Below are 20,311 nucleotides of genomic sequence, written 5' to 3'. Positions count from 1 at the left end.
AAACCCGCAAAGAACGCGGGACGCGGGGGAACCCGCAGAGAACACGGAACACGCCGAAACCCGCAAAGAATGCGGGACGCGCGGAAACCCGCAGAGAACACGGGAACACGCCGAAACCCGCAAAGAACGCGGGACGCGCCGGAACCCACAGAACACGCGAAAGCCCGCGGGAGGCAGGCGGCCGGGTGCCGCCCGCCTCACCGCGCCCGGACTCACTGCCGGCCGCGCAGCTCCCGGTACTTGGCCACAAGGGCCTTCGTCGACTCGTCGAGGCCTGCGACCTCGGTGCCCTCGGTCAGCGCGGGCTCGACGCGCTTGGCGAGCACCTTGCCCAGCTCGACGCCCCACTGGTCGAAGGAGTCGATGTTCCAGACCGCGCCCTGGACGAACACCTTGTGCTCGTACAGAGCGACGAGCTGGCCGAGCACCGACGGGGTCAGTTCCTTGGCGAGGATCGTCGTCGTCGGGTGGTTGCCCTTGAACGTCTTGTGCGCCACCAGCTCCTCGGGCACGCCCTCGGCACGCACCTCGTCCGGGGTCTTGCCGAAGGCCAGCGCCTGGGTCTGGGCGAAGAAGTTGGCCATCAGCAGGTCGTGCTGGGCGACCAGCCCGGGCTGCAGATCGGCGACCGGCTCGGCGAAGCCGATGAAGTCCGCCGGGATCAGCTTTGTGCCCTGGTGGATGAGCTGGTAGTAGGCGTGCTGCCCGTTGGTGCCCGGGGTGCCCCACACCACCGGCCCGGTCTGCCAGTCGACCTCCTGCCCGTCGCGGTCCACCGACTTGCCGTTGGACTCCATGTCCAGCTGCTGGAGGTAGGCGGTGAACTTCGACAGGTAGTGCGAGTACGGCAGCACGGCGTGCGACTGGGCGTCGTGGAAGTTGCCGTACCAGATGCCCAGCAGGCCCAGCAGCAGCGGCACGTTGGACTCGGCGGGCGCGGTGCGGAAGTGCTCGTCGACGGTGTGGAAGCCGTCGAGCATCTCCCGGAAGCGGTCCGGGCCGATGGCGATCATCAGGGACAGGCCGATCGCCGAGTCGTACGAGTAACGGCCGCCCACCCAGTCCCAGAACTCGAACATGTTGGCCGCGTCGATGCCGAACTCGGTGACCTTCTCGGCGTTCGTCGACAGGGCCACGAAGTGCTTGGCGACGGCCTCCTGACCGGCCTTCAGCTCCGTCAGGAGCCAGGAGCGGGCCGAGGTCGCGTTGGTGATCGTCTCGATCGTGGTGAATGTCTTGGAGGCGATGATGAACAGCGTCTCCGCCGGGTCCAGGTCCCGTACGGCCTCGTGCAGGTCGGCGCCGTCCACGTTCGACACGAAGCGGACCGTCAGATCGCGGTCGGTGAAGGAGCGCAGCGCCTCGAACGCCATCGCCGGGCCCAGGTCGGAGCCGCCGATGCCGACGTTGATCACGTTCTTGATGCGCTTGCCGGTGTGACCGGTCCACTCGCCCGAGCGGACGCGGTCGGAGAAGTCGGCCATCTTGTCCAGCACGGCGTGCACTGCGGGGACGACGTTCTCCCCGTCGACCTCGATCACCGCGTCGCGCGGGGCGCGCAGCGCGGTGTGCAGGACCGCGCGGTTCTCCGTGGTGTTGATCTTCTCGCCGCGGAACATGTCGTCCCTGAGGCCGGACACGTCCCGCGCGGCGGCCAGCTCGCGCAGCAGCCGCAGCGTCTCGTCGGTGACCAGGTGCTTGGAGTAGTCGACGTGCAGATCGCCGACCTGGAGGGCGTACCCGCTGCCGCGCCCGGGGTCAGCCGCGAACAGGTCGCGCAGCTGCACCTCGCCGAGCTCCTCACGGTGCTTGGCCAGAGCGGTCCACTCCGGCGTCTGGTTGAGCCTGGTACGGCTGTCTGCGTTCATCTAGGACTTCTGCCTTCTTCCTTGCCTGTGCTGCTGCGTGCCTCGCCCCGCTGCCGGTCCCAACCTAATTGATCAGGGCGTGAGGTGACCCGCCGTCGCGCCGTCCTGCGGTGCAACAACAGGTACGTCCGGCTTGCGTACGGTTATCAACGAGGTGACGGCGAGCGCAAAGAGCGCGGCCGCGAGCAGCGCCGGCCCGTTCCACCCGTACGTCCGTGCCACGACGCCGCCGAGCAGGGCGCCGAGCGGCGCTCCGGATGTCGAGGCCGTACGGAAGGCGGAGGCAATGCGGCCCACCATGGACTCGGGGCTGCGTTGCTGCATCAGCGTGACCTGGTTGACGTTCCACACCATGTTCATGGCGCCGAGCAGAAGCATGCCCACGAGGAGGGCGTCCAGCCGACGGACGGTCCCCATGAACAGCAGGGACGCCGTCTGGACAGCTCCGGCGACGAGCAGCGCGCGGACCCGTCCGGTGCGGCGCGCGATCCGCTGGGCGACGAAGCCGCCGGCGAGGCTGCCGGCCGAGTACGCCGTCATCGCGGCCGCGTATCCCGCGTTGCCGGCGTGCAGCCAGCGCGTCACGTGCAGCACCAGTGTGGCGATCAGGGCGCCCATGCCGATGTTGCACAGCAGTGTGGCCACGCAGACCGCCCGCAGCGCCCGGTCGCGCCACAGTGCGCGCAGGCCTGTGCCGATCTCGGCTCTCAGGGTGCTGCAGGCCGGGCGTGGCGCCCGCTCGGGCGGCCGTATGCGCAGGGAGGCCACGAGGGCGGCGGCCACCAGATATGTGCTCGCGTCGGCCACGAACGGCATGAAGGCCCCGGCCGTCAGCAGCAGCGGCACGAACGGGCCTGCCAGCAGTCCGCCCGCGAGCTGCTGTCCCGTCATCAGCCGGGCGTTGGCGCTGCCCAGGACCTCGGAGTCCACCAAGGAGGGCAGCAGGGCCGTGGAGGCGTTGTCGAAGAGGGTCTGCAGGGTGGTGAGCGAGAAGGCGAGCACGAGCAGCAGCGGGATCGACGCGTGTCCGAGCCCCACGGCAAGCGCGAAACAGGCGACGAGCAGACCCCGTACGGTGTCCACGGCCCACATCGCCCGCCGCCCGTCCACCCGGTCCGCCACGGCGCCGCCGAGCAGCCCGAAGAGCAGCCATGGAACATAGCCGCAGGCGGTGACGGAGGCGACGACGAGCGGTTCGTCCGTGAGACCGGCAGCGAGCAGGGGCAGCGCGGCCGTACGCAGCGCGTCCCCGAACCGGGAGACCACGGCGGCGGTCCACAGCCGCCCGAACCCCCCGCGCCATCCGGGCGCACGCACGCCCGCCACCTCGACCGTCGCCACGACTCCCCCTCACGATGCGCCAATGCACAAACCGTAGAGGGCACCACTGACAATCGGGCCGGAGGCGTTCTGCCGCCGGAGGGTGAAAACAGCTCCGGCCAGACACCCCTCGGTGTCCGGCCGAACCACAACTCCTAGATTTCGCCCCGCAGTTTGGCGAGCGCCTCGGCGAGGATCGCCTCACCGTCCGCGTCGCTGCGCCGCTCCCGCACATACGCGAGGTGCGTCTTGTAGGGCTCGGTGCGCGGCGGGTCCGGCGGGTTGTCCCGGTCCTGCCCGGCCGGAAAGCCGCAGCGCGGGCAGTCCCAGGTGTCGGGAACCTGCGCGTCGCTGGCGAAGCTCGGCTGCGTCTCGTGTCCGTTGGAGCACCAGAAGGAGATGCGCAGACGCGGCGCGGACTCGCCGCGCTCGGCCTCGCCCATCGGCCCCGCCCCGACCCGGCTTCCTCGGATCGCGTTGCCACTTGCCACGGTGTAACTCCCTGCGTGATGGTGCCGCGAAGCGAGTCGGCGTTTCGCTTCGCTGCGAGCGCCTCAGTCTACGTAAGGCCCAACGCGCGTCCAGTGATGGGAGTTACCCCCGCCCCCAGACGCAAGCCCCATGATAGGCCGCGTCCGAAGACCCGTACCGAACATGGGGCGTTACGTGCTTTATGTGCGGTCTGCCGGTGTCGGCCGACCCTAGCCCTTGACCTTCATCAGGATGCCGAGGACGATGATGCACGCCAACCAGAGCAGACCCACCACGATGGTGATCCGGTCGAGGTTGCGCTCGGCGACCGAGGAGCCGCCGACGGAGGACTGCATGCCGCCGCCGAACATGTCGGAGAGGCCGCCGCCCTTTCCCTTGTGCATCAGCACCAGCAGCATCAGCAGCAGGCTGAAGACGATCAGGGCGATCGAGAACCCCAAAACCACGGCTGGACCAACTTCCTCGGATTCGGATGGACGACGGGGCCGACGCTTTTATTGAAGCTTCACGATCCAAATAACAGCTTCGGCCCCGCAAGGGTACGACGGATCGCCGCCGACGCATACTTACTGGTCGCGGAACCGCACGATCTTGACGAACTCGTCCGCGTCCAGCGAGGCACCGCCCACCAGGGCGCCGTCGATGTCCTGCTTGGCCATGATCTCGGCGACGTTCCCGGCCTTCACCGAGCCGCCGTACTGGATGCGTACCTGGTCGGCCACGTCCTGCGAGTACAGCTCGGCGATCTTGCCGCGGATCGCCGCGCAGACCTCCTGGGCGTCGTCGGCGCCGCAGACCTTGCCGGTGCCAATGGCCCAGACGGGCTCGTACGCGATCACGATCGACTCGACCTGCTCGGCCGGGACGTCCTTGAGACCGCCCTCGACCTGGGCGAGCGTGTGCGTGACGTGGTTGCCCGCGTCACGGACCTCCAGCTCCTCCCCGACGCACAGGATCGGGGTCAGACCGTGCTTGAAAGCGGCCTTGACCTTGGCGTTCACCAGCTCGTCGGTCTCGTTGTGGTACTGCCGGCGCTCGGAGTGGCCGATCACCACGAAGGTGCACTTCAGCTTGGCCAGCAGCGGACCGGAGATCTCTCCGGTGTAGGCGCCGGAGTCGTGCGCCGAGACGTCCTGGGCACCGTACTTGATCTTGAGCTTGTCGCCGTCGACCAGGGTCTGCACGGAGCGCAGGTCGGTGAAGGGCGGCAGGACGGCGACCTCGACGGCCTCGTAGTCCTTGTCGGCCAGGGCGAAGGCAAGCTTCTGGACGTGGGCGATGGCCTCGAGGTGGTTGAGGTTCATCTTCCAGTTGCCCGCCATCAGCGGCGTGCGAGTGGTCATTGAGGTCAGTCCTCCAGTGCGGCGAGGCCGGGGAGCGTCTTGCCCTCGAGGTACTCGAGGGAGGCGCCACCGCCGGTCGAGATGTGTCCGAATGCCGACTCGTCGAAGCCCAGGATGCGGACGGCCGCGGCGGAGTCGCCGCCTCCGACCACGGTGAAGCCCTGGGAGTCGACGAGGGCCTGGGCGACCGCCTTGGTGCCCTCGGCGTAGTCGGGGTGCTCGAAGACGCCCATGGGGCCGTTCCAGAAGACGGTGGCCGCGTCGGCGAGCTTCGAGGCGTAGAGCTTGCGGGTCTCCGGACCGATGTCCAGGCCCTCCTGGTCGGCCGGGATCGCGTCCGCAGCGACGACCGTCGGGTTGGCCGGGGCCTTGGTCTTCAGGTCCGGGAACTCGGTGGAGACGAGGACGTCGACCGGCAGGACCAGTTCGACGCCGGTCTTCTCGGCGCGCTCGATGTACTCCTGGACGGCCGGGATCTGGTCCTCCTGCAGGAGCGAGATGCCGACCTCGTACCCCTTGGCCTTGAGGAAGGTGTACGCCATGCCGCCGCCGATGAGCAGCCGGTCGGCCTTGCCGAGCAGCTGGTCGATGACGGCGAGCTTGTCGGAGACCTTGGCGCCGCCGAGGGCGACGACGTACGGCCGCTTGAGGTCCTCGGTGAGCTTCTTCAGGACGCCGACCTCGGTGGCGATGAGGTAGCCGGCGTAGTGCGGCAGGCGGGCCGGGAGGTCGTACACGGAGGCATGCTTGCGGTGCACGGCGCCGAAGCCGTCACCCACGTACACATCGGCGAGGGCGGCGAGCCGGTCGGCGAACTCTCCGCGCTCGGTGTCGTCCTTGGAGGTCTCGCCGGGGTTGAAGCGCAGGTTCTCGATGACCGCGACCTGGCCGGGCTGCAGGCCGTCGACCGCGTCGTGGGCGGCGGGGCCGACGGTGTCCTGGGCGAACGCCACGGGGGCGCCCAGGAGTTCACCGAGGCGCTCGGCCGCGGGCAGCAGGGAGAAGGCAGGGTCCGGGGCGCCCTTGGGGCGGCCCAGGTGCGAGGCGACGACCACCTTGGCGCCGGCGTCGGCGAGGGCCTTGACGGTGGGCAGGACGGCGCGGATGCGGCCGTCGTCGGTGATGAGGCCGTCGGCCAGCGGGACGTTGAGGTCGGCGCGGACAAAGACCCGCTTGCCGTCCACGCCTTCGGCGAGAAGTTCGTCGATCGTCTTCATGAGGTGACTCCTGGAGAGGGGCTCTGATCGTAAGAGGGCTGACCCATCTGCACGCGAGCCGGGTCCGCCGTCCGCGGTCCGGCTCGCTGTACGTGAGTCAGGGCTCGGACAGCGCGACCGTGCGCTGACCGAGCCCTGTTCTCACATCGAGGTGCCTGCTCTGACGATCAGAGCTGGTTGCCGACGAAGACCGTCAGGTCGACGAGGCGGTTGGAGTAGCCCCACTCGTTGTCGTACCAGCCGATGATCTTCACGTTCTTGCCCTCCTGGACCATGGTCAGGGAGGAGTCGAAGGTGCAGGACGCCGGGGCGTTGACGATGTCGGAGGACACGATCGGGTCCTCGGTGTAGTCGAGGAGACCCTTCAGCTCGCCCTCGGCGGCCTTCTGGAAGGCGGCGTTGACCTCTTCCTTGGTGACCTCACGGCCGAGCTCGACGACGAGGTCGGTGACGGAACCGGTCGGGACCGGGACGCGCATGGCGATGCCGTCCAGCTTGCCCTTGAGCTGCGGGAGCACCAGGGCGGTGGCCTTGGCGGCACCGGTGGTGGTCGGGATGATGTTCTCGGCGGCGGCACGCGCGCGGCGCAGGTCCTTGTGCGGGAAGTCCAGGATGCGCTGGTCGTTCGTGTACGCGTGCACCGTGGTCATCAGACCCTTGACGATGCCGAAGTTCTCGTCGAGGACCTTCGCCATCGGCGCCACACAGTTGGTGGTGCAGGAGGCGTTGGAGATGATGTGGTGGTTGGCCGCGTCGTACTTGTCCTGGTTGACGCCCATCACGATGGTGATGTCCTCGTCGGTGGCCGGAGCCGAGATGAGGACCTTCTTGGCGCCGCCGGCGAGGTGCTTCTCGGCGTCGGCCTTCTTGGTGAAGATGCCGGTCGACTCGATGACGATGTCGACGCCCAGCTCGCCCCAGGGGATGTCGGCGGGGTTGCGCTCGGACAGGACCTTGATGGTCCTGCCGTCGACGGTGATGGTGTCGGCGGTGTGCGAGACCTCCTGCTTGAGGCGGCCCAGGATGGTGTCGTACTTCAGCAGGTGAGCGGTGGTCGCGGTGTCACCCAGGTCGTTGACAGCCACGATCTCGATGTCTGCACCCTGCTCCAGCAGCGCGCGGAAGTAGTTACGACCGATGCGGCCAAAGCCGTTGATGCCTACGCGGATCGTCACGAACCGATCTCCTCGTTGGTACGCCGGGTTTCGACGCCGGCGAGCTGTATGGGATGTCCCCGACCGCCTACGACCCTACCTCCCTGAGGCTTCCGTGGTGACATCCAGATGCCCCATACACGGCACTGCGGTCCGTACCCGTCAGTAGGGGTACGGACCGCCCTTGCACAAAGGCCCGATCACCCGTTCCGGGGACTTGTGACCAACTGCCGTTGACTACGCGGAGTCAGTGGCCGAGAGCGGTGAGTGCCTTGCCGATCAGTGCCGCCCGGTCGGCGGCCGAGGTGACCTGTTCCAGGCCGAAGCCGAGCAGCACCGTCCGGCCGGTGGTGACCGCTCCATATGTACTGAACAGCGCTCCAGTGCGCGCCCAGTCCTTGAGGGCGGCCGGGCTGCCCGCGGGCGGTCCGGCCACGCTCCAGGCCCCCAGGGAGGACTCGAAGCCCTCGGTCTCGGTGGCCGTGCCGCCGACGACGAGCGAGGCGTCGTCGGCGAGGACGCCGTGGCCGCCGGTGCTCGGGTCGGTGATGTAGCTCAGTGAGACCTCGACCGTCTTCCCGGCGTACGCGCTCAGGTCGAAGTTCACCTGCCGCCAGCCGTCGGAGGCGCCGGTGAAGCTGTGCCACGCGCCGGTGGTGCCGGTGGCGGTGCAGCCGTTCGGCGCCACCGTCAGATAGTGCTTGAGCCAGGGGTGCTCGGCCACGAGGAACCCGGCCTGGCAGTCCGCCGGCACGGCGTCGTGGGTGGCACCGCCGGCCTCCGGCAGCGTCGTCCAGTCGTCGGCCCCGACGGTGTGGGCCTCGACCACGGCGTGGTCGTACCCCGGCTCGGTGTCCCACAGCAGCTGGGTGCGCAGAGTGGGCTTGCTTGCCGCGCTCACCTTGGTGAGGTCGATGGTCCGGGTGAGCCGCTTGTACGCGTCGTCGGTGTGGACGGCGGCGGCCATGTACGAGCCCGTGTAGGGCCCGTAGGGGTTGACGGTCCCGGCGAACCTGCCCGCCCCGGCGCTTGCGAACTGGGGGTACTTGTCGACGGGCAGTTCGTCGGACGTGACGCTGTATGTGCCCGCCTTGTCCAGCGGGTTGCCGGGTGCGTCGCCCAGCGCGCCCGTGACGCCGGCGAGCTTGCCGGAGCCGTTGAAGCCGGTGGCTCCCGGTGTCGACGTACGCGAATAGGCACCCAGGTAGTACTGGCTGAAGTCGTCCGAGAGGGTGCCGCCGCCGAGGTCGACGCTGCCTCCGGCCTGCTTGCCCGCCTCGATCAGCTTGCCGCCCTCATTGAGGTAGGCGCGCAGTTGGAGCTGGGTGGCGTTGCCCGGGCCGCTCGTACCCGAGTAGTGGACGACCGTCCTGAAGTGCCTCAGCACGCCGAGCGCGTCGGGAGCGCCCTGGGTGGCGACGTCCCAGACGAGCGCCTTGCGGCCGGCCGCTTTCAGGGCGTCCACGTACTTCTGCGCCTGTGTGGCGGCCGCACCCTCCTCGGCGACCACCAGGGTGTCCGCCTTGGGCCGCTCGGCCACCGCGTAGGTGAAGTGCGCACCGGACGTCTTCTTGCCGCTCCTGGTCTCGCCCGTGAACCAGACCTCGACCTTGTCGCCCGGCTCGCCGCCCGGGACCTTGGCCCGGTACTCGTCGAAGTAGAGGTTGTCGCCGCCGCCGTACGTCCGGCCGCCCTTCCATGGCCTGAGCGCCCGGTCCTGGACACGGCCGCCGTTGACGCGGTACTTGAGCTCCTTGTCGCGCACGGACTTCCGTACGACGACGGAGACCTCCTGGTCCGCGCCGCGCGAGTACGACGTGGAGAACGTCGCCGGGGTGAAGTCGGGCGCGTCGATGCCGACCGAGGAGGACGGCCGGTCGGGGTGGGAGGCCGTCTCGGCGACGGAGAGCGCGAACGGGATGTTCTTCTCGAACTCCTGCTGGATCAGCTTCTCGTCGTCCGGGAAGTTGAAGACCGACTGGCAGTCGGCCGCGTTCCAGGCGTCGTTCGGGTCGATGTTCGACGCGGTCTGGCAGGTCGACATCTCGGGCGTGAACATCGCCATGCCGTTGACGTTCGACGCGTGGCCGTCCGCCTCACCGTTGGTGGTGTACAGCTCCGAGGAGACCTGCGAGCGGTAGCCGGGGATGGCAGGGTTGTCCGGGGTGCCGGCGAGCGCCTTGTAGAGGACGTCGTCCGGGGTCGGTGTGGCGACCTGCCAGCCGACGCCGTAGAGGAGGAGCTCGGCGGCGGAGTGGTAGTTGATGCCGTATCTGAACCGGATCCGCTTCTCGAAGTTGTCGAGGGCCCGGGTCTCGGGCTCGGACTCGGGGCCGGCGCCGCGATAGGTCTCGCTGGTGGGGTTCGGGGACGAACCCTCGTCGTCGTAGCCCCACTTGTAGGCGAAGTTGCGGTTGAGGTCCACGCCGTCGCCGGTGGATATGACGCCGTCGCCGTTGACGTCCCGCAGGTTCTTGCGCCACAGGCGGGTGCCGGAGCCCTTGAAGGTGTAGTCGTAGCCGTCGGGGTTGGCCGAGATGACGAACCACAGCTCGGTGGAGTCGACGATCTTCTTGATGCGGTTGTTCGTGGAGTAGTTGTCCAGGTAGTAGTGCATCAGGCGCCTGGTCATCTCCGGCGTGATCCACTCGCGTGCGTGCTGGTTGGACAGATACAGCACGGAGGGCTTCGAGCCGTCTTTCGACTTCTTCGCGTTCTTGGTCAGTTTGAGCGCGAGGATGTCCTGGCCGTTGATGGTTTTGCCTATGGAGACGACCTTGGTGAGGCCGGGGTGGGCCTGGCCCGTCCTGACGATCTCCTCTTCGAGGCCGCCCTTTGCGCTGTACGGGCGGAACACTCCCTGGGCCGCGCCTTCGACCCGTGACTCGGCCCTGGCCGAAAGGGCGTGCTCGGTGAGGGCGACGCCCTGCTTCTCCAGCTTCTTGGCCTGCTTGTCGGTGAGGTAGACCTCGACGGTCGACCTGCCCTTGCCGGTCACCTGCTCGCCGAGTTCATGGCCGTCCTGTCCGGCCTTGAGCAGCAGGGGTATCTGCTTCTGAGTGATCTCGGCCCGGAAGACCTTGACCTCGTTCTCATCGGGCTGCGATGAACTTCCGGTTTGTGCCTGGGCGATGGGTGCAAGGCTCGCTCCGCCGAGCAGGAGCGCGCCGACAGCGAGGATCGATCTCGCTCTGTGTCTCATGTACCCCCCTAGCAGTGGCTCGCCACAGCGGCGAGCTCTTGCCAGGCTCATGACACTTCATGATCGAGTCAAGAGCGACTCAAGGACACACAAACGCCGGTGCCGACGCCGCCAAGTGGGCGTCGGCTCCGGCGTGTTGGGGCCGCGCGCGTCACCCCGCCAGGTTGTCCGCCATCTCCTCGGTGAGGTTGGACTCCGTGCCCGGGATACCGAGGTCCGCGGCGCGCTTGTCGGCCATCGCCAGCAGCCGGCGGATGCGGCCCGCGACCGCGTCCTTCGTCAGCGGCGGGTCGGCGAGGGCGCCCAGCTCCTCCAGGGAGGCCTGCTTGTGCTCCATGCGCAGACGTCCGGCGGCCGCGAGATGCTCCGGGACCTCGTCGCCGAGGATCTCCAGGGCGCGGGCGACCCGCGCACCGGCGGCGACGGCCGCACGCGCGGACCGGCGCAGGTTCGCGTCGTCGAAGTTGGCGAGGCGGTTCGCCGTGGCGCGGACCTCGCGGCGCATCCGCCGCTCCTCCCAGGCCAGCACCGACTCGTGCGCGCCGAGCCGGGTGAGCAGGGCGCCGATCGCGTCCCCGTCCCGTACCACCACGCGGTCCACGCCCCGCACCTCACGGGCCTTCGCGGCGATCGACAGGCGGCGGGCGGCGCCGACCAGGGCGAGCGCGGCCTCGGGACCGGGGCAGGTCACCTCGAGCGAGGACGAGCGGCCCGGCTCCGTGAGCGAGCCGTGCGCCAGGAACGCGCCGCGCCAGGCCGCCTCGGCATCACAGGTGGCCCCCGAGACCACCTGCGGGGGCAGGCCCCGGATCGGACGGCCCCGGCCGTCGACGAGGCCGGTCTGGCGGGCCAGCTGGTCACCGCCGGCGACCACCCGCACCACATAGCGGGAGCCGCGGCGCAGACCGCCGGGCGCCATCACGATCAGTTCGGAACTGTGGCCGAAGATCTCCAGGATGTCCCGCTTCAGACGCCGTGCCGCCATCGCCGTGTCCAGCTCCGCCTCGATCACGATGCGGCCGCTGACCAGGTGCAGTCCGCCCGCGAACCGCAGGATCGCCGAGACCTCCGCTTTTCTGCAGCAGGTCCGGGTGACGGGAAGCCGGGAGATCTCGTCCTTCACCGCTGCCGTCATCGCCATGGGCCGATCCTTCCATGCATCCGAAAAATACGGTCGTACGCGGCGGCCAACAGCTCCGGGTCGTGCCGCGGGGTTCCGTCGGTGCGGGCCACCGGCGCCAGCTCGACCGCGGCACCGAACCGCTTCGCGGCCTCGTTCAGCAAGCCGCGGTCGGGCACGGCGGCCTGGTCGGCCAGCACCACGTCCAGGGCGAGTTTAGGGGCGTGTCGTCCCAAAACCTCCAAATGACGCTGCGGGGAGAAGCCCTCGGTCTCTCCGGGCTGCGGGGCGAGGTTCAGGGAGAGCACCCGGCGCGCCTTCGTCTCCGTGAGGGCGTCCAGGAGCTCGGGGACGAGCAGATGCGGGATGACCGAGGAGAACCAGGAGCCCGGTCCGAGCACCACCCAGTCGGCGTCCAGGACCGCTGCGACGGCCTCGGGGACTGCGGGCGGGTCGTGCGGCACGAGGTGCACGGACTGCACCTCGCCGGGGGTGAGCGCGACGGTCGCCTGCCCCCGTACGGTGCCGACCTCGTCCGGATGATCCGGGTCGTGGCCCTTGACCAGCGCCTGGAGCTCCAGAGGAACGGCGGACATGGGCAGGACCCGGCCCTGGGCGCCCAGCAGCCTGCCGACCAGGTCGAGGGCCTGGACATGGTCGCCGAGCTGCTCCCACAGGGCCACGATCAGCAGATTGCCGACGGCGTGGTCGTGCAGATCGCCCTTGGAGTGGAAGCGGTGCTGGATGACGCGGGCCCAGGTCTGGCCCCAGTCGTCGTCGCCGCACAGCGCGGCCAGCGCCTTGCGCAGATCGCCGGGCGGGAGCACGCCGAGCTCGTCGCGCAGCCGGCCGCTGGAGCCGCCGTCGTCGGCGACGGTGACGACGGCGGTGAGGTCGCCGGTGATCCGGCGCAGCGCGGCGAGCGAGGCGGACAGGCCCATGCCGCCGCCGAGGGCGACCACCTTGGGCTGGGCGCCGCGGCGGCGCGCCCGGCCGCCACGCGCCTCGGCAGGGCTGCCACCGCGTCCCTCGGGCGCCATCCGGTGCAGCCTGCTCAGCCGCAGAGTACGTCCGGTCACTCGCGCCCCATGTCCCGGTGCACGACCACCGTCTCCACTCCCTCGGCGGCCAGGCGGGCGGCGAGCTTCTCGGACACGGCGACGGAGCGGTGCTTGCCGCCGGTGCAGCCGATGGCGATGGTCACATAGCGCTTGCCCTCGCGGCGGTACCCGGCCGCGATGAGCCGCAGCAGCTCGGCGTAACGGTCGAGGAACTCCTTGGCACCTGGCTGGTTGAAGACGTACGCGGACACCTCCTCATTGAGGCCGGTGTACGGGCGCAGCTCCGGGACCCAGTGCGGGTTGGGCAGGAAGCGCATGTCCGCGACGAGGTCGGCGTCGACCGGGAGGCCGTACTTGAAGCCGAAGGACATGACGGTGGCCCGCAGCTCCGGCTCTTCCTCGCCGGCGAACTGGGCGTCCATCTTGGCGCGCAGCTCGTGCACGTTGAGGCTGGAGGTGTCGATCACGAGGTCGGCGTCGCCGCGCAGCTCCCGCAGCAGCTCGCGCTCGGCGGCGATTCCGTCGACGATACGGCCGTCGCCCTGGAGCGGATGGGGACGGCGCACGGACTCGAAGCGGCGCACCAGGGCCTCGTCGGAGGACTCCAGGAAGACGATCCGCCGTGTGACGTTCTTCGCCTCCAGGTCGGCCAGGGACTCGCGGAGGTTGTCGAAGAAGCGCCGGCCGCGGACGTCGACGACGACCGCGATCCGGGCCACATTGCCCTGGGAACGGGCCCCCAGTTCCACCATGGTGGGGATCAGGGCGGGCGGCAGGTTGTCGACGACGAACCAGCCGAGGTCCTCCAGACACTTCGCGGCCGTCGAGCGGCCTGCGCCGGACATGCCGGAGATGATCACCAGCTCGGGGATGGCCGCTTCTGGGACCCCGGCTGTTTCGATGCCCGTACTCACCTGTGCTCCGTTTTCCTGGACCGCCTGCTGCTGCGCCCGGTCCTCGCCCGCCTCCTGGGGGGCGGCCCGGCCCTGTGTCGATCGTTCTTCTGCGCTCTGGTCGTGCTCGGTCATGTCTCCTGCCCCCGTCGCTCGTGCGGGGCGCCCGCGGACACGGGCTCCCCGGGGGAACCCGCCGTCGTCCCGGGTTCCTCCTCTTCCATGATCTCTCCAGTCGCCGTGTTCACGGCGGGTGCGGCCGGGGCCGCCTGGGCGAGGGCCACGGCGATCGTCTCGGCCGTCTTGCGGCCGATGCCGGGGACCTCCTGAATCTGGTCGATCGTTGCGGATCGCAGCTTTTTCACCGAGCCGAAGTGCTTGATCAACGCCTGTTTGCGGGTCTCCCCGAGGCCCGGCACATCGTCCAGCGGGCTGGACCGGAGACGCTTGGCACGCTTGGTGCGCTGATAGGTGATCGCGAAGCGGTGGGCCTCGTCCCGGACGCGCTGAAGCAGATAGAGGCCCTCACTGGTGCGCGGCAGCACCACGGGGTTGTCGTCGTGCGGCAGCCAGACCTCCTCCAGGCGCTTGGCGAGGCCGCACACGGCGATGTCGTCGATGCCGAGTTCGTCCAGGGCCCGCTTGGCGGCCGCCACCTGGGGCTGCCCGCCGTCGACCACGACGAGCTGCGGCGGGTAGGCGAACCGCTTGGGCCGTCCGTCGTCCTCCGTCAGGTCCTCACCGTCCGCCCACTCGCCGGTCTTCTCCTTCTCGGCGAGGTAGCGCCTGAAGCGGCGGGAGATCACCTCGTGCATGGACCGTACGTCGTCCTGGCCCTCACCGTGCCAGATTTGCGTGTCTCCGACACGACCCTTGATCTGGAAGCGGCGGTACTCGCTCTTGCGCTGCAGCCCGTCCTCGAAGACGACCATGGAGGCCACGACGTCCTCGCCCTGGAGGTGCGAGATGTCGTAGCACTCGATCCTGAGCGGGGCGCTGTCCAGGTCGAGGGCGTCGGCGATCTCCTCCAGGGCACGCGAGCGGGTGGTCAGGTCGGAGGCGCGCTTGGTCTTGTGGAGCGCGAGCGCCTGCTGGGCGTTGCGCTGCACGGTCTCCATCAGTGCCTTCTTGTCACCGCGCTGCGGGATGCGCAGCGACACGTTCGACCCGCGGCGGCCGGTGAGCCAGTCCTGGACGGGCTCTATGAGGTCGGGCAGCGCCGGGACGAGGACCTCCTTGGGCACGGAGTCGCCGGTCTCCTCGCCGTAGAGCTGCTGGAGGGCGTGCTCGACGAGGGCGCCCGTGGTGACGTCCTCCACCTTGTCGGTGACCCAGCCGCGCTGGCCGCGCACGCGTCCACCGCGCACGTGGAAGATCTGCACGGCCGCCTCCAGCTCGTCCTCGGCGACAGCGATGAGGTCGGCGTCGGTCGCGTCCGTGAGCACGACCGCGTTCTTCTCCATGGCCTTCTTCAGGGCCTCGATGTCGTCGCGCAGGCGGGCGGCCCGCTCGTACTCCATCTCCTCGGCCGCCTCCGTCATCTGCTTCTCCAGACGACGGAGGTACGTCCCCGTGCGGCCGGCCATGAAGTCGCAGAACTCCTCGGCCAGTTCGTGGTGGTCCTCGGGGGAGATCCGGCCGACGCAGGGCGCGGAGCACTTTCCGATGTAGCCGAGCAGGCAGGGGCGGCCGGTGCGCTCGGCGTTCTTGAAGACACCGGCCGAGCAGGTGCGCACGGGGAAGACGCGCAGCAGCAGGTCCACGGTGTCACGGATCGCCCACGCGTGCCCGTACGGCCCGAAGTACCGCACGCCCTTGCGCTTCTGGCCGCGCATCACCTGGACGCGCGGGAACTCCTCGTTCATCGTCACCGCGAGGTACGGGTAGCTCTTGTCGTCGCGGTACTTGACGTTGAACCGGGGGTCGAACTCCTTGATCCAGGTGTACTCCAGCTGCAGGGCCTCGACCTCCGTGGACACCACTGTCCACTCCACGGACGCGGCCGTGGTGACCATGGTGCGGGTGCGCGGGTGGAGGCTCGCCAGGTCCTGGAAGTAGTTCGCCAGGCGCTGGCGCAGGCTCTTCGCCTTTCCGACGTAGATCACCCGGCGGTGCTCGTCCCGGAACTTGTACACCCCGGGGGAGTCCGGGATCTCTCCCGGCTTGGGGCGGTAGCTGGAGGGGTCGGCCATGTCTCACACCCTACTGGCGGGGACCGACACCGCGGCGACCCTGTGGACAAGGGGGACGGGCCCGTCACAAAGGGCACCGGTGCGGGTACGGCGGCGGCTGTGACTGTGGGGTGCGAGGCCTGTACGGGCCGTCGGCCTGTACAGGCCGCCCATGGCCGGTGCCGCTTCCCCCTGGGCCTCCGGGGAAGCCAAGGGGAGCCGTGGCGGCCCCGTACCACCGCCCGCGCACGCGCCGGGCCGGGCAGCTCCGAGGGGCCGATACCGGCCACCCCTTCGGGCACGGCGCCGCCCGGGCGGTCCGGGCGGAGAAGCAGGTGCGGAGGCTGCGACTGAGCGTGTTGAGCATCGGGTGTTGTCGGGGCTTGGTCAACACGCTTCAATGCGTGGAAACTTCGGGCCGTGAACGGCGGGTCCCGCTTGTGAACGAGCCCCACACGCCCCGGCCGGCCCGGAACTACACCTGCGAACGGTCTGACCAGCCGTCGTGAACATTCACAGAAAGGCCCCCTGTATGCGGCACGCCACACAGCATGCGGACGTCGTCCCGGCGGAGTTGGAGGCAGCCCTGCGCGGCGGCCCCTTCCATGTCGCGCTGCGCGCCGCGATCGCCGCCCGCGGACTGCCGCTGCAGCGTGTGCAGCACCATTTGTCCCGCTATGGAGTGAGCGTCGGCGTGACAAGCCTGAGCTACTGGCAGCAGGGCGCCCGCCGCCCCCAGCGCCCCGAGTCCCTGCGCGCCGTACGCGCCCTGGAGGAGATACTCCAGCTGCCGGACGAGTCTCTGATCCGGCTGCTGGCCACTGCCGACGAGCGGCCCGGCCCCGAGCGTCCCATGGGCCGTTCGTACCGCTCCCTGGTGGAGGCGTCGGGCGTGCTGGAACAGCTCCTCGCCGAGTTGGAGGCACCGCAGGACGGCGGCCTTCACACCATCGGTCACCACGAGCGCGTCCGCATCGGAGCTCGCCGCGAACTGCTGGCCCGCGAATCGCACCACATAGTGCGGGCCCATAAGGACGGCGTGGACCGCTATGTGGCCGTCCACCACGGCGACCCGGGGTGCACCCCGGAGCGGATCGCCGTGCACGCGCTGGAGAACTGCCGCACGGGGCGCACCCGGTGGCACCACGACACCGGCATCCTGGTCGCCGAGCTGCTCTTCGACACACGGTTGCGCACCGGCGATACGTTTCTCTTTCGCTATGCCTTCGAGGACGGGACCGCCGGCGCGTCCTGCGAGTACCTGCGCGGGTTCAGCCTCGCGGGCGGGCAGTACGCGCTCCAGGTGGGCTTCGACGAAGAGGCGCTGCCCGTGCGCTGCCACCGGTTCACCCAGCATTCCGCCGCCGCGCCGCGCAGCGGCCGCCAGGAACTGCCGCTGAGCGGACACCACCGCTCGGTGCACCTGGTGGAGCCGAGGGTGCGATCGGGGATCGTGGGGATCGGGTGGGACTGGGAGTGAGCGGGCGCTCCTGAACCGTCAGGCCGCCGGGCCCGCCACGATCCTGCCGTTCTTCACCCCGACGGACAGCTCGTGCAGCGGCTCGGTGGCCGGGGCCTGCACCACCTTGCCGCTGACGGCGTCGAATTGGCTGCCGTGGCAGGGGCAGACGAGCGTCGTGCCCGACAGTTTGTCGATGGCGCACCCGGCGTGCGTGCAGATGGTGCTGTACGCCTTCAGGGAGCCGTCCGCGGTGCGGCTCACCACGACATTCTCGTCCCGGTACAGCTTCGCGCCGCCCTTGGGGACCTCGCTCTCGGCTCCCAGGGAGACCGGAGCGGTCGGCGTCGCGGGCGCCGCGCCGCCGTCGCCTCCCGCCCCACAGGCCGCGAGACCGAGCCCGGCGACCGGGGTGAGCGCGGCTCCGCGAAGGACGGTACGACGGGTCGCGGAGGGGCGGGCGGACATGAGATCTCCACTGGTCAGAGCTGGTGCCCGCCGGGACGACGGGCACGTCGACGATACCGGCAGCCCGCCTTGCGTCTTGAGCCGGGGCGGGGAGCCCTGAGTGCCGCGCAGGGCGGCGCCCTGGCCCGGCCCAGAGACGTAAACGTTTGCGCAAGCGTTTACGTCTGCCTCCGGATGAGATACCTTCCCGGCCAGGAGGCCCGAAGGAGGGGACGCGATGGCAACCATGGCCGATGTCGCACGGAGCGCGGGTGTGTCCGTCGCGACCGTCTCGCATGTACTGAACGACACGCGCCCGGTGCTCCCCCACACCCGTCAGGCGGTGCTCGATGCCATCGACGAGCTGGGCTACACGCCGAACACCCTCGCCCGCTCCCTGGTCACGTCCCGCACCCGGTCCATCGGGCTCGCGGTGTCCGCGATCAGCAACCCGTACTTCACGGAGATCCTCCAGGGCGTCGAGGCCGGCGCCCTGGAGCACGGCTACAGCCTGCTCATCGCCGATCCGCACGACGACCCGGAGCACGAGCGGAAGGTCGTCCAGCTCCTGCACGAGCGCCGAGTCGACGGCGTGATCGTCGCTCCTTCTTCGGACCCGCGCGGGCTGCTCGCCCACCTCCAGCGGCATGGTGTCCCGACCGTGTTCCTCGACCGGCTGATCGAGGACGTCCCGGGCGCGGCGCGCCCGGATGGCTCGTCCCGTGCGGAGGGCGCGTCCCGACGGGAGGATGCTTCCCGACGGGAGGATGCGTCCCGACGGGAGGATGCGTCCCGACGGGAGGATGCGTCCCGCCCGGAGGATGCGTCCCGCCCGGACGGCCCGTCACGACGGGAGGACGCGTCCCGCCCGGACGGCGACTCCGAGCGGGAGGAGCAGCCCGACACGTCCTTCCGTTTCGACCAGGTCTGCGCCGAGAACACCGAACCCATGGCCCGTCTGGTCACGCATCTCGCCGGACTCGGCCACACACGCATCGGTCTCGTGGCGGGCCTGCCCGGCCTCAGCACCACGACCGAGCGGATCGTCGGCTATCGCCACGGCCTCGCAGCCGCGGGGCTCCCCTACTACGAGCAGCTGGTCGCCCAGGGCGACTCCGCGGCCGAGGGCGCCGAACGCGCCACCGCCGCCCTGCTGTCGCTCGCGGTCCCGCCCACGGCCCTGGTCACCGCCAACAACACGATGACCATCGGCGCGCTGCGGACCCTGCGCGACCGGGGGCTGTCCGTACCGGACGACCTTGCGCTGTGCTGCTTCGACGACTTCGCATGGGCCGACCTGTTCTCCCCCCGGCTCACCGCGATCTCCCAGCCGAGCAGGGAGATCGGCGCCCAGGCCGTACGACTGCTCCTGGACCGGCTGGAGACGCCGGACCGTCCCTCACGCACCGTGCGACTGCCCTGTGCGTTCGTCCACCGCACCTCGTGCGGCTGCCCCGACACCCCCTCCGAGAAGGGAACCGTCTCGTGATCGTCGTCGCCGGTGAGGCCCTGATCGACCTGGTCCCGCAGGGCCCGGGCGCGCTCGTACCGTTGAAGCCGGCGCTGGGCGGCGGCCCGTACAACACCGCCGTCGCGCTCGGCCGTCTCGACTCTCCCACGGCCTTCTGCTCCCGCATCTCCTACGACGCCTTCGGAGAGGCCCTGCTCGACGGGCTGCGCAAGACGGGCGTGGACGTATCGGCCGTGCAGCGCGGCACCGAGCCGACCACGCTGGCGGTCGCCACGATCGACGAGAACGGCTCGGCCGCGTACTCCTTCTATGTCGAGGGCACCGCCGACCGGCTGTTCACGGCACCGACGAGCCTCCCGGAGGGCACACGGGCCGTGTCGTTCGGCACCTGCTCGCTCGTTCTGGAACCGGGGGCGAGCGCGTACGAGGAGCTGATGCGCAGTGCAGCCGCGCAAGGCCTGTTCACGGCGCTCGACCCGAACATCCGCACAGGACTGATTCCGGACCCCGACGCCTACCGGGCCCGATTCAAGAGCTGGCTGCCGTCGGTGTCGCTGCTCAAGCTCTCCGAGGAGGACGCCGAGTGGCTGGGCGGCACCCCGCGCGAATGGCTGGCCTCCGGCCCCGCGGCCGTCGTGATCACCCACGGCGGCGACGGACTCACGGCCTTCACCCGCGACGGGGCCGAGCACTCCGTGCCGGGTGTGGTGGTCGACGTGGTGGACACGATCGGCGCCGGCGACACGGTCAACGCCGCCCTGTTGCACGGCCTGGCCGCCCGCGACGCACTCTCCCCGGACGCGGTGGCCGCCCTGGACGCCGATGGCTGGACCGAACTGCTGCGCTTTGCAGCCCGCGCCGCGGCGATCACCTGCTCCCGTGCCGGCGCGGAACCACCGTACGCGTCGGAGCTGACCGCCCCGTAGCCGCCTTCAGCCGCGTACCGCCCGCGGTGCCCTCGGCGTGCGGAGGCGGTCCGCGAACGGGGCGCCCGCCGTCACCTCGTCGGCCAGGTGGGGACACGTGATCCTGCAGCGAACCGACCGTGCAACTAGCGGCGCCCCACGGGGGACTACCCCGGGGCGCCGAGTAC

Annotated in this window: 16 protein-coding genes; 3 read left to right on the top strand and 13 right to left on the bottom strand. The window is 69.9% G+C overall.

What is annotated here, in order from left to right; all coding sequences use genetic code 11:
* Window positions 1-212: 212 nt before the first annotated feature.
* The 12 genes from pgi to uvrC form a co-directional block, all read right to left on the bottom strand.
* On the bottom strand, window positions 213-1,868 hold the full coding sequence (pgi, locus tag ABT186_RS40100; protein ID WP_351929290.1) for a glucose-6-phosphate isomerase: 1,656 nt from the start codon (window positions 1,866-1,868) through the stop codon (window positions 213-215).
* A gap of 72 nt (window positions 1,869-1,940) precedes the next feature.
* Complete coding sequence (locus tag ABT186_RS40095) at window positions 1,941-3,209, bottom strand: MFS transporter (RefSeq protein ID WP_351929288.1); 1,269 nt, start codon at window positions 3,207-3,209, stop codon at window positions 1,941-1,943.
* Between the two features lie 134 nt (window positions 3,210-3,343).
* Window positions 3,344-3,631 (bottom strand): RNA polymerase-binding protein RbpA, encoded by a 288-nt coding sequence (locus ABT186_RS40090; protein WP_004002138.1) that lies wholly within the window; start codon window positions 3,629-3,631, stop codon window positions 3,344-3,346.
* A gap of 258 nt (window positions 3,632-3,889) precedes the next feature.
* A complete protein-coding gene (secG, locus tag ABT186_RS40085; RefSeq protein ID WP_351232822.1) occupies window positions 3,890-4,120 on the bottom strand; it encodes a preprotein translocase subunit SecG in 231 nt (76 codons plus the stop codon).
* Window positions 4,121-4,246: 126 nt separating this feature from the next.
* Window positions 4,247-5,023, bottom strand: a complete 777-nt coding sequence (tpiA, locus tag ABT186_RS40080) for a triose-phosphate isomerase (protein WP_351232800.1) — start codon at window positions 5,021-5,023, stop codon at window positions 4,247-4,249.
* A 5-nt stretch (window positions 5,024-5,028) separates the two neighbouring features.
* Window positions 5,029-6,240, bottom strand: coding sequence for a phosphoglycerate kinase (locus tag ABT186_RS40075; RefSeq protein ID WP_351232798.1), 1,212 nt, complete (start codon window positions 6,238-6,240; stop codon window positions 5,029-5,031).
* A gap of 167 nt (window positions 6,241-6,407) precedes the next feature.
* Entirely contained in the window at window positions 6,408-7,415 is a 1,008-nt protein-coding gene (gene gap / locus ABT186_RS40070; RefSeq protein WP_351232796.1) for a type I glyceraldehyde-3-phosphate dehydrogenase, read from the bottom strand.
* Window positions 7,416-7,641: 226 nt separating this feature from the next.
* The gene (locus ABT186_RS40065; RefSeq protein WP_351929286.1) at window positions 7,642-10,596 is read right to left on the bottom strand and encodes a M14 family metallopeptidase; all 2,955 of its coding nucleotides are present in this window, start codon (window positions 10,594-10,596) and stop codon (window positions 7,642-7,644) included.
* 151 nt (window positions 10,597-10,747) lie between these two features.
* The gene (gene whiA / locus ABT186_RS40060) at window positions 10,748-11,737 is read right to left on the bottom strand and encodes a DNA-binding protein WhiA (RefSeq protein WP_351232792.1); all 990 of its coding nucleotides are present in this window, start codon (window positions 11,735-11,737) and stop codon (window positions 10,748-10,750) included.
* Entirely contained in the window at window positions 11,728-12,795 is a 1,068-nt protein-coding gene (locus ABT186_RS40055; protein WP_351929284.1) for a gluconeogenesis factor YvcK family protein, read from the bottom strand. The genes whiA and ABT186_RS40055 overlap by 10 nt, the downstream gene beginning before the upstream one ends.
* Window positions 12,792-13,805, bottom strand: a complete 1,014-nt coding sequence (gene rapZ, locus ABT186_RS40050; protein ID WP_351237204.1) for an RNase adapter RapZ — start codon at window positions 13,803-13,805, stop codon at window positions 12,792-12,794. The genes ABT186_RS40055 and rapZ overlap by 4 nt, the downstream gene beginning before the upstream one ends.
* Window positions 13,802-15,862 (bottom strand): excinuclease ABC subunit UvrC, encoded by a 2,061-nt coding sequence (gene uvrC, locus ABT186_RS40045; RefSeq protein ID WP_351237202.1) that lies wholly within the window; start codon window positions 15,860-15,862, stop codon window positions 13,802-13,804. The genes rapZ and uvrC overlap by 4 nt, the downstream gene beginning before the upstream one ends.
* Window positions 15,863-16,373: 511 nt before the next feature.
* On the opposite strand from uvrC, the gene ABT186_RS40040 reads away from it, so the two are divergent.
* On the top strand, window positions 16,374-17,321 hold the full coding sequence (locus ABT186_RS40040) for a hypothetical protein (protein WP_351237200.1): 948 nt from the start codon (window positions 16,374-16,376) through the stop codon (window positions 17,319-17,321).
* An 18-nt stretch (window positions 17,322-17,339) separates the two neighbouring features.
* On the opposite strand, the gene ABT186_RS40035 is transcribed toward ABT186_RS40040, so the two are convergent.
* Window positions 17,340-17,768, bottom strand: a complete 429-nt coding sequence (locus ABT186_RS40035; RefSeq protein ID WP_351929282.1) for a Rieske (2Fe-2S) protein — start codon at window positions 17,766-17,768, stop codon at window positions 17,340-17,342.
* Between the two features lie 217 nt (window positions 17,769-17,985).
* Between ABT186_RS40035 and ABT186_RS40030 the strand changes: the two genes are divergently transcribed.
* Window positions 17,986-19,236, top strand: coding sequence for a LacI family DNA-binding transcriptional regulator (locus ABT186_RS40030; protein WP_351929280.1), 1,251 nt, complete (start codon window positions 17,986-17,988; stop codon window positions 19,234-19,236).
* A complete protein-coding gene (locus ABT186_RS40025; RefSeq protein WP_351237194.1) occupies window positions 19,233-20,144 on the top strand; it encodes a carbohydrate kinase family protein in 912 nt (303 codons plus the stop codon). Before ABT186_RS40030 ends, ABT186_RS40025 begins: the two co-directional genes overlap by 4 nt.
* Window positions 20,145-20,311: the final 167 nt, after the last annotated feature.

This window comes from Streptomyces sp. NPDC001634, assembly GCF_040298185.1.
Lineage (GTDB): Bacteria > Actinomycetota > Actinomycetes > Streptomycetales > Streptomycetaceae > Streptomyces.
This window is presented reverse-complemented; position numbering and strand designations above follow the sequence as displayed.

Bases quoted from the DNA above. Each gene is read 5' to 3' on its own strand.
- pgi (WP_351929290.1), bottom strand. From the start codon at position 1,868: ATGAACGCAGACAGCCGTACCAGGCTCAACCAGACGCCGGAGTGGACC.
- ABT186_RS40090 (WP_004002138.1), bottom strand. From the start codon at position 3,631: ATGGGCGAGGCCGAGCGCGGCGAGTCCGCGCCGCGTCTGCGCATCTCC.
- tpiA (WP_351232800.1), bottom strand. From the start codon at position 5,023: ATGACCACTCGCACGCCGCTGATGGCGGGCAACTGGAAGATGAACCTC.
- ABT186_RS40075 (WP_351232798.1), bottom strand. From the start codon at position 6,240: ATGAAGACGATCGACGAACTTCTCGCCGAAGGCGTGGACGGCAAGCGG.
- ABT186_RS40065 (WP_351929286.1), bottom strand. From the start codon at position 10,596: ATGAGACACAGAGCGAGATCGATCCTCGCTGTCGGCGCGCTCCTGCTC.
- whiA (WP_351232792.1), bottom strand. From the start codon at position 11,737: ATGGCGATGACGGCAGCGGTGAAGGACGAGATCTCCCGGCTTCCCGTC.
- rapZ (WP_351237204.1), bottom strand. From the start codon at position 13,805: ATGACCGAGCACGACCAGAGCGCAGAAGAACGATCGACACAGGGCCGG.
- uvrC (WP_351237202.1), bottom strand. From the start codon at position 15,862: ATGGCCGACCCCTCCAGCTACCGCCCCAAGCCGGGAGAGATCCCGGAC.
- ABT186_RS40040 (WP_351237200.1), top strand. From the start codon at position 16,374: ATGCGGCACGCCACACAGCATGCGGACGTCGTCCCGGCGGAGTTGGAG.
- ABT186_RS40035 (WP_351929282.1), bottom strand. From the start codon at position 17,768: ATGTCCGCCCGCCCCTCCGCGACCCGTCGTACCGTCCTTCGCGGAGCC.
- ABT186_RS40030 (WP_351929280.1), top strand. From the start codon at position 17,986: ATGGCAACCATGGCCGATGTCGCACGGAGCGCGGGTGTGTCCGTCGCG.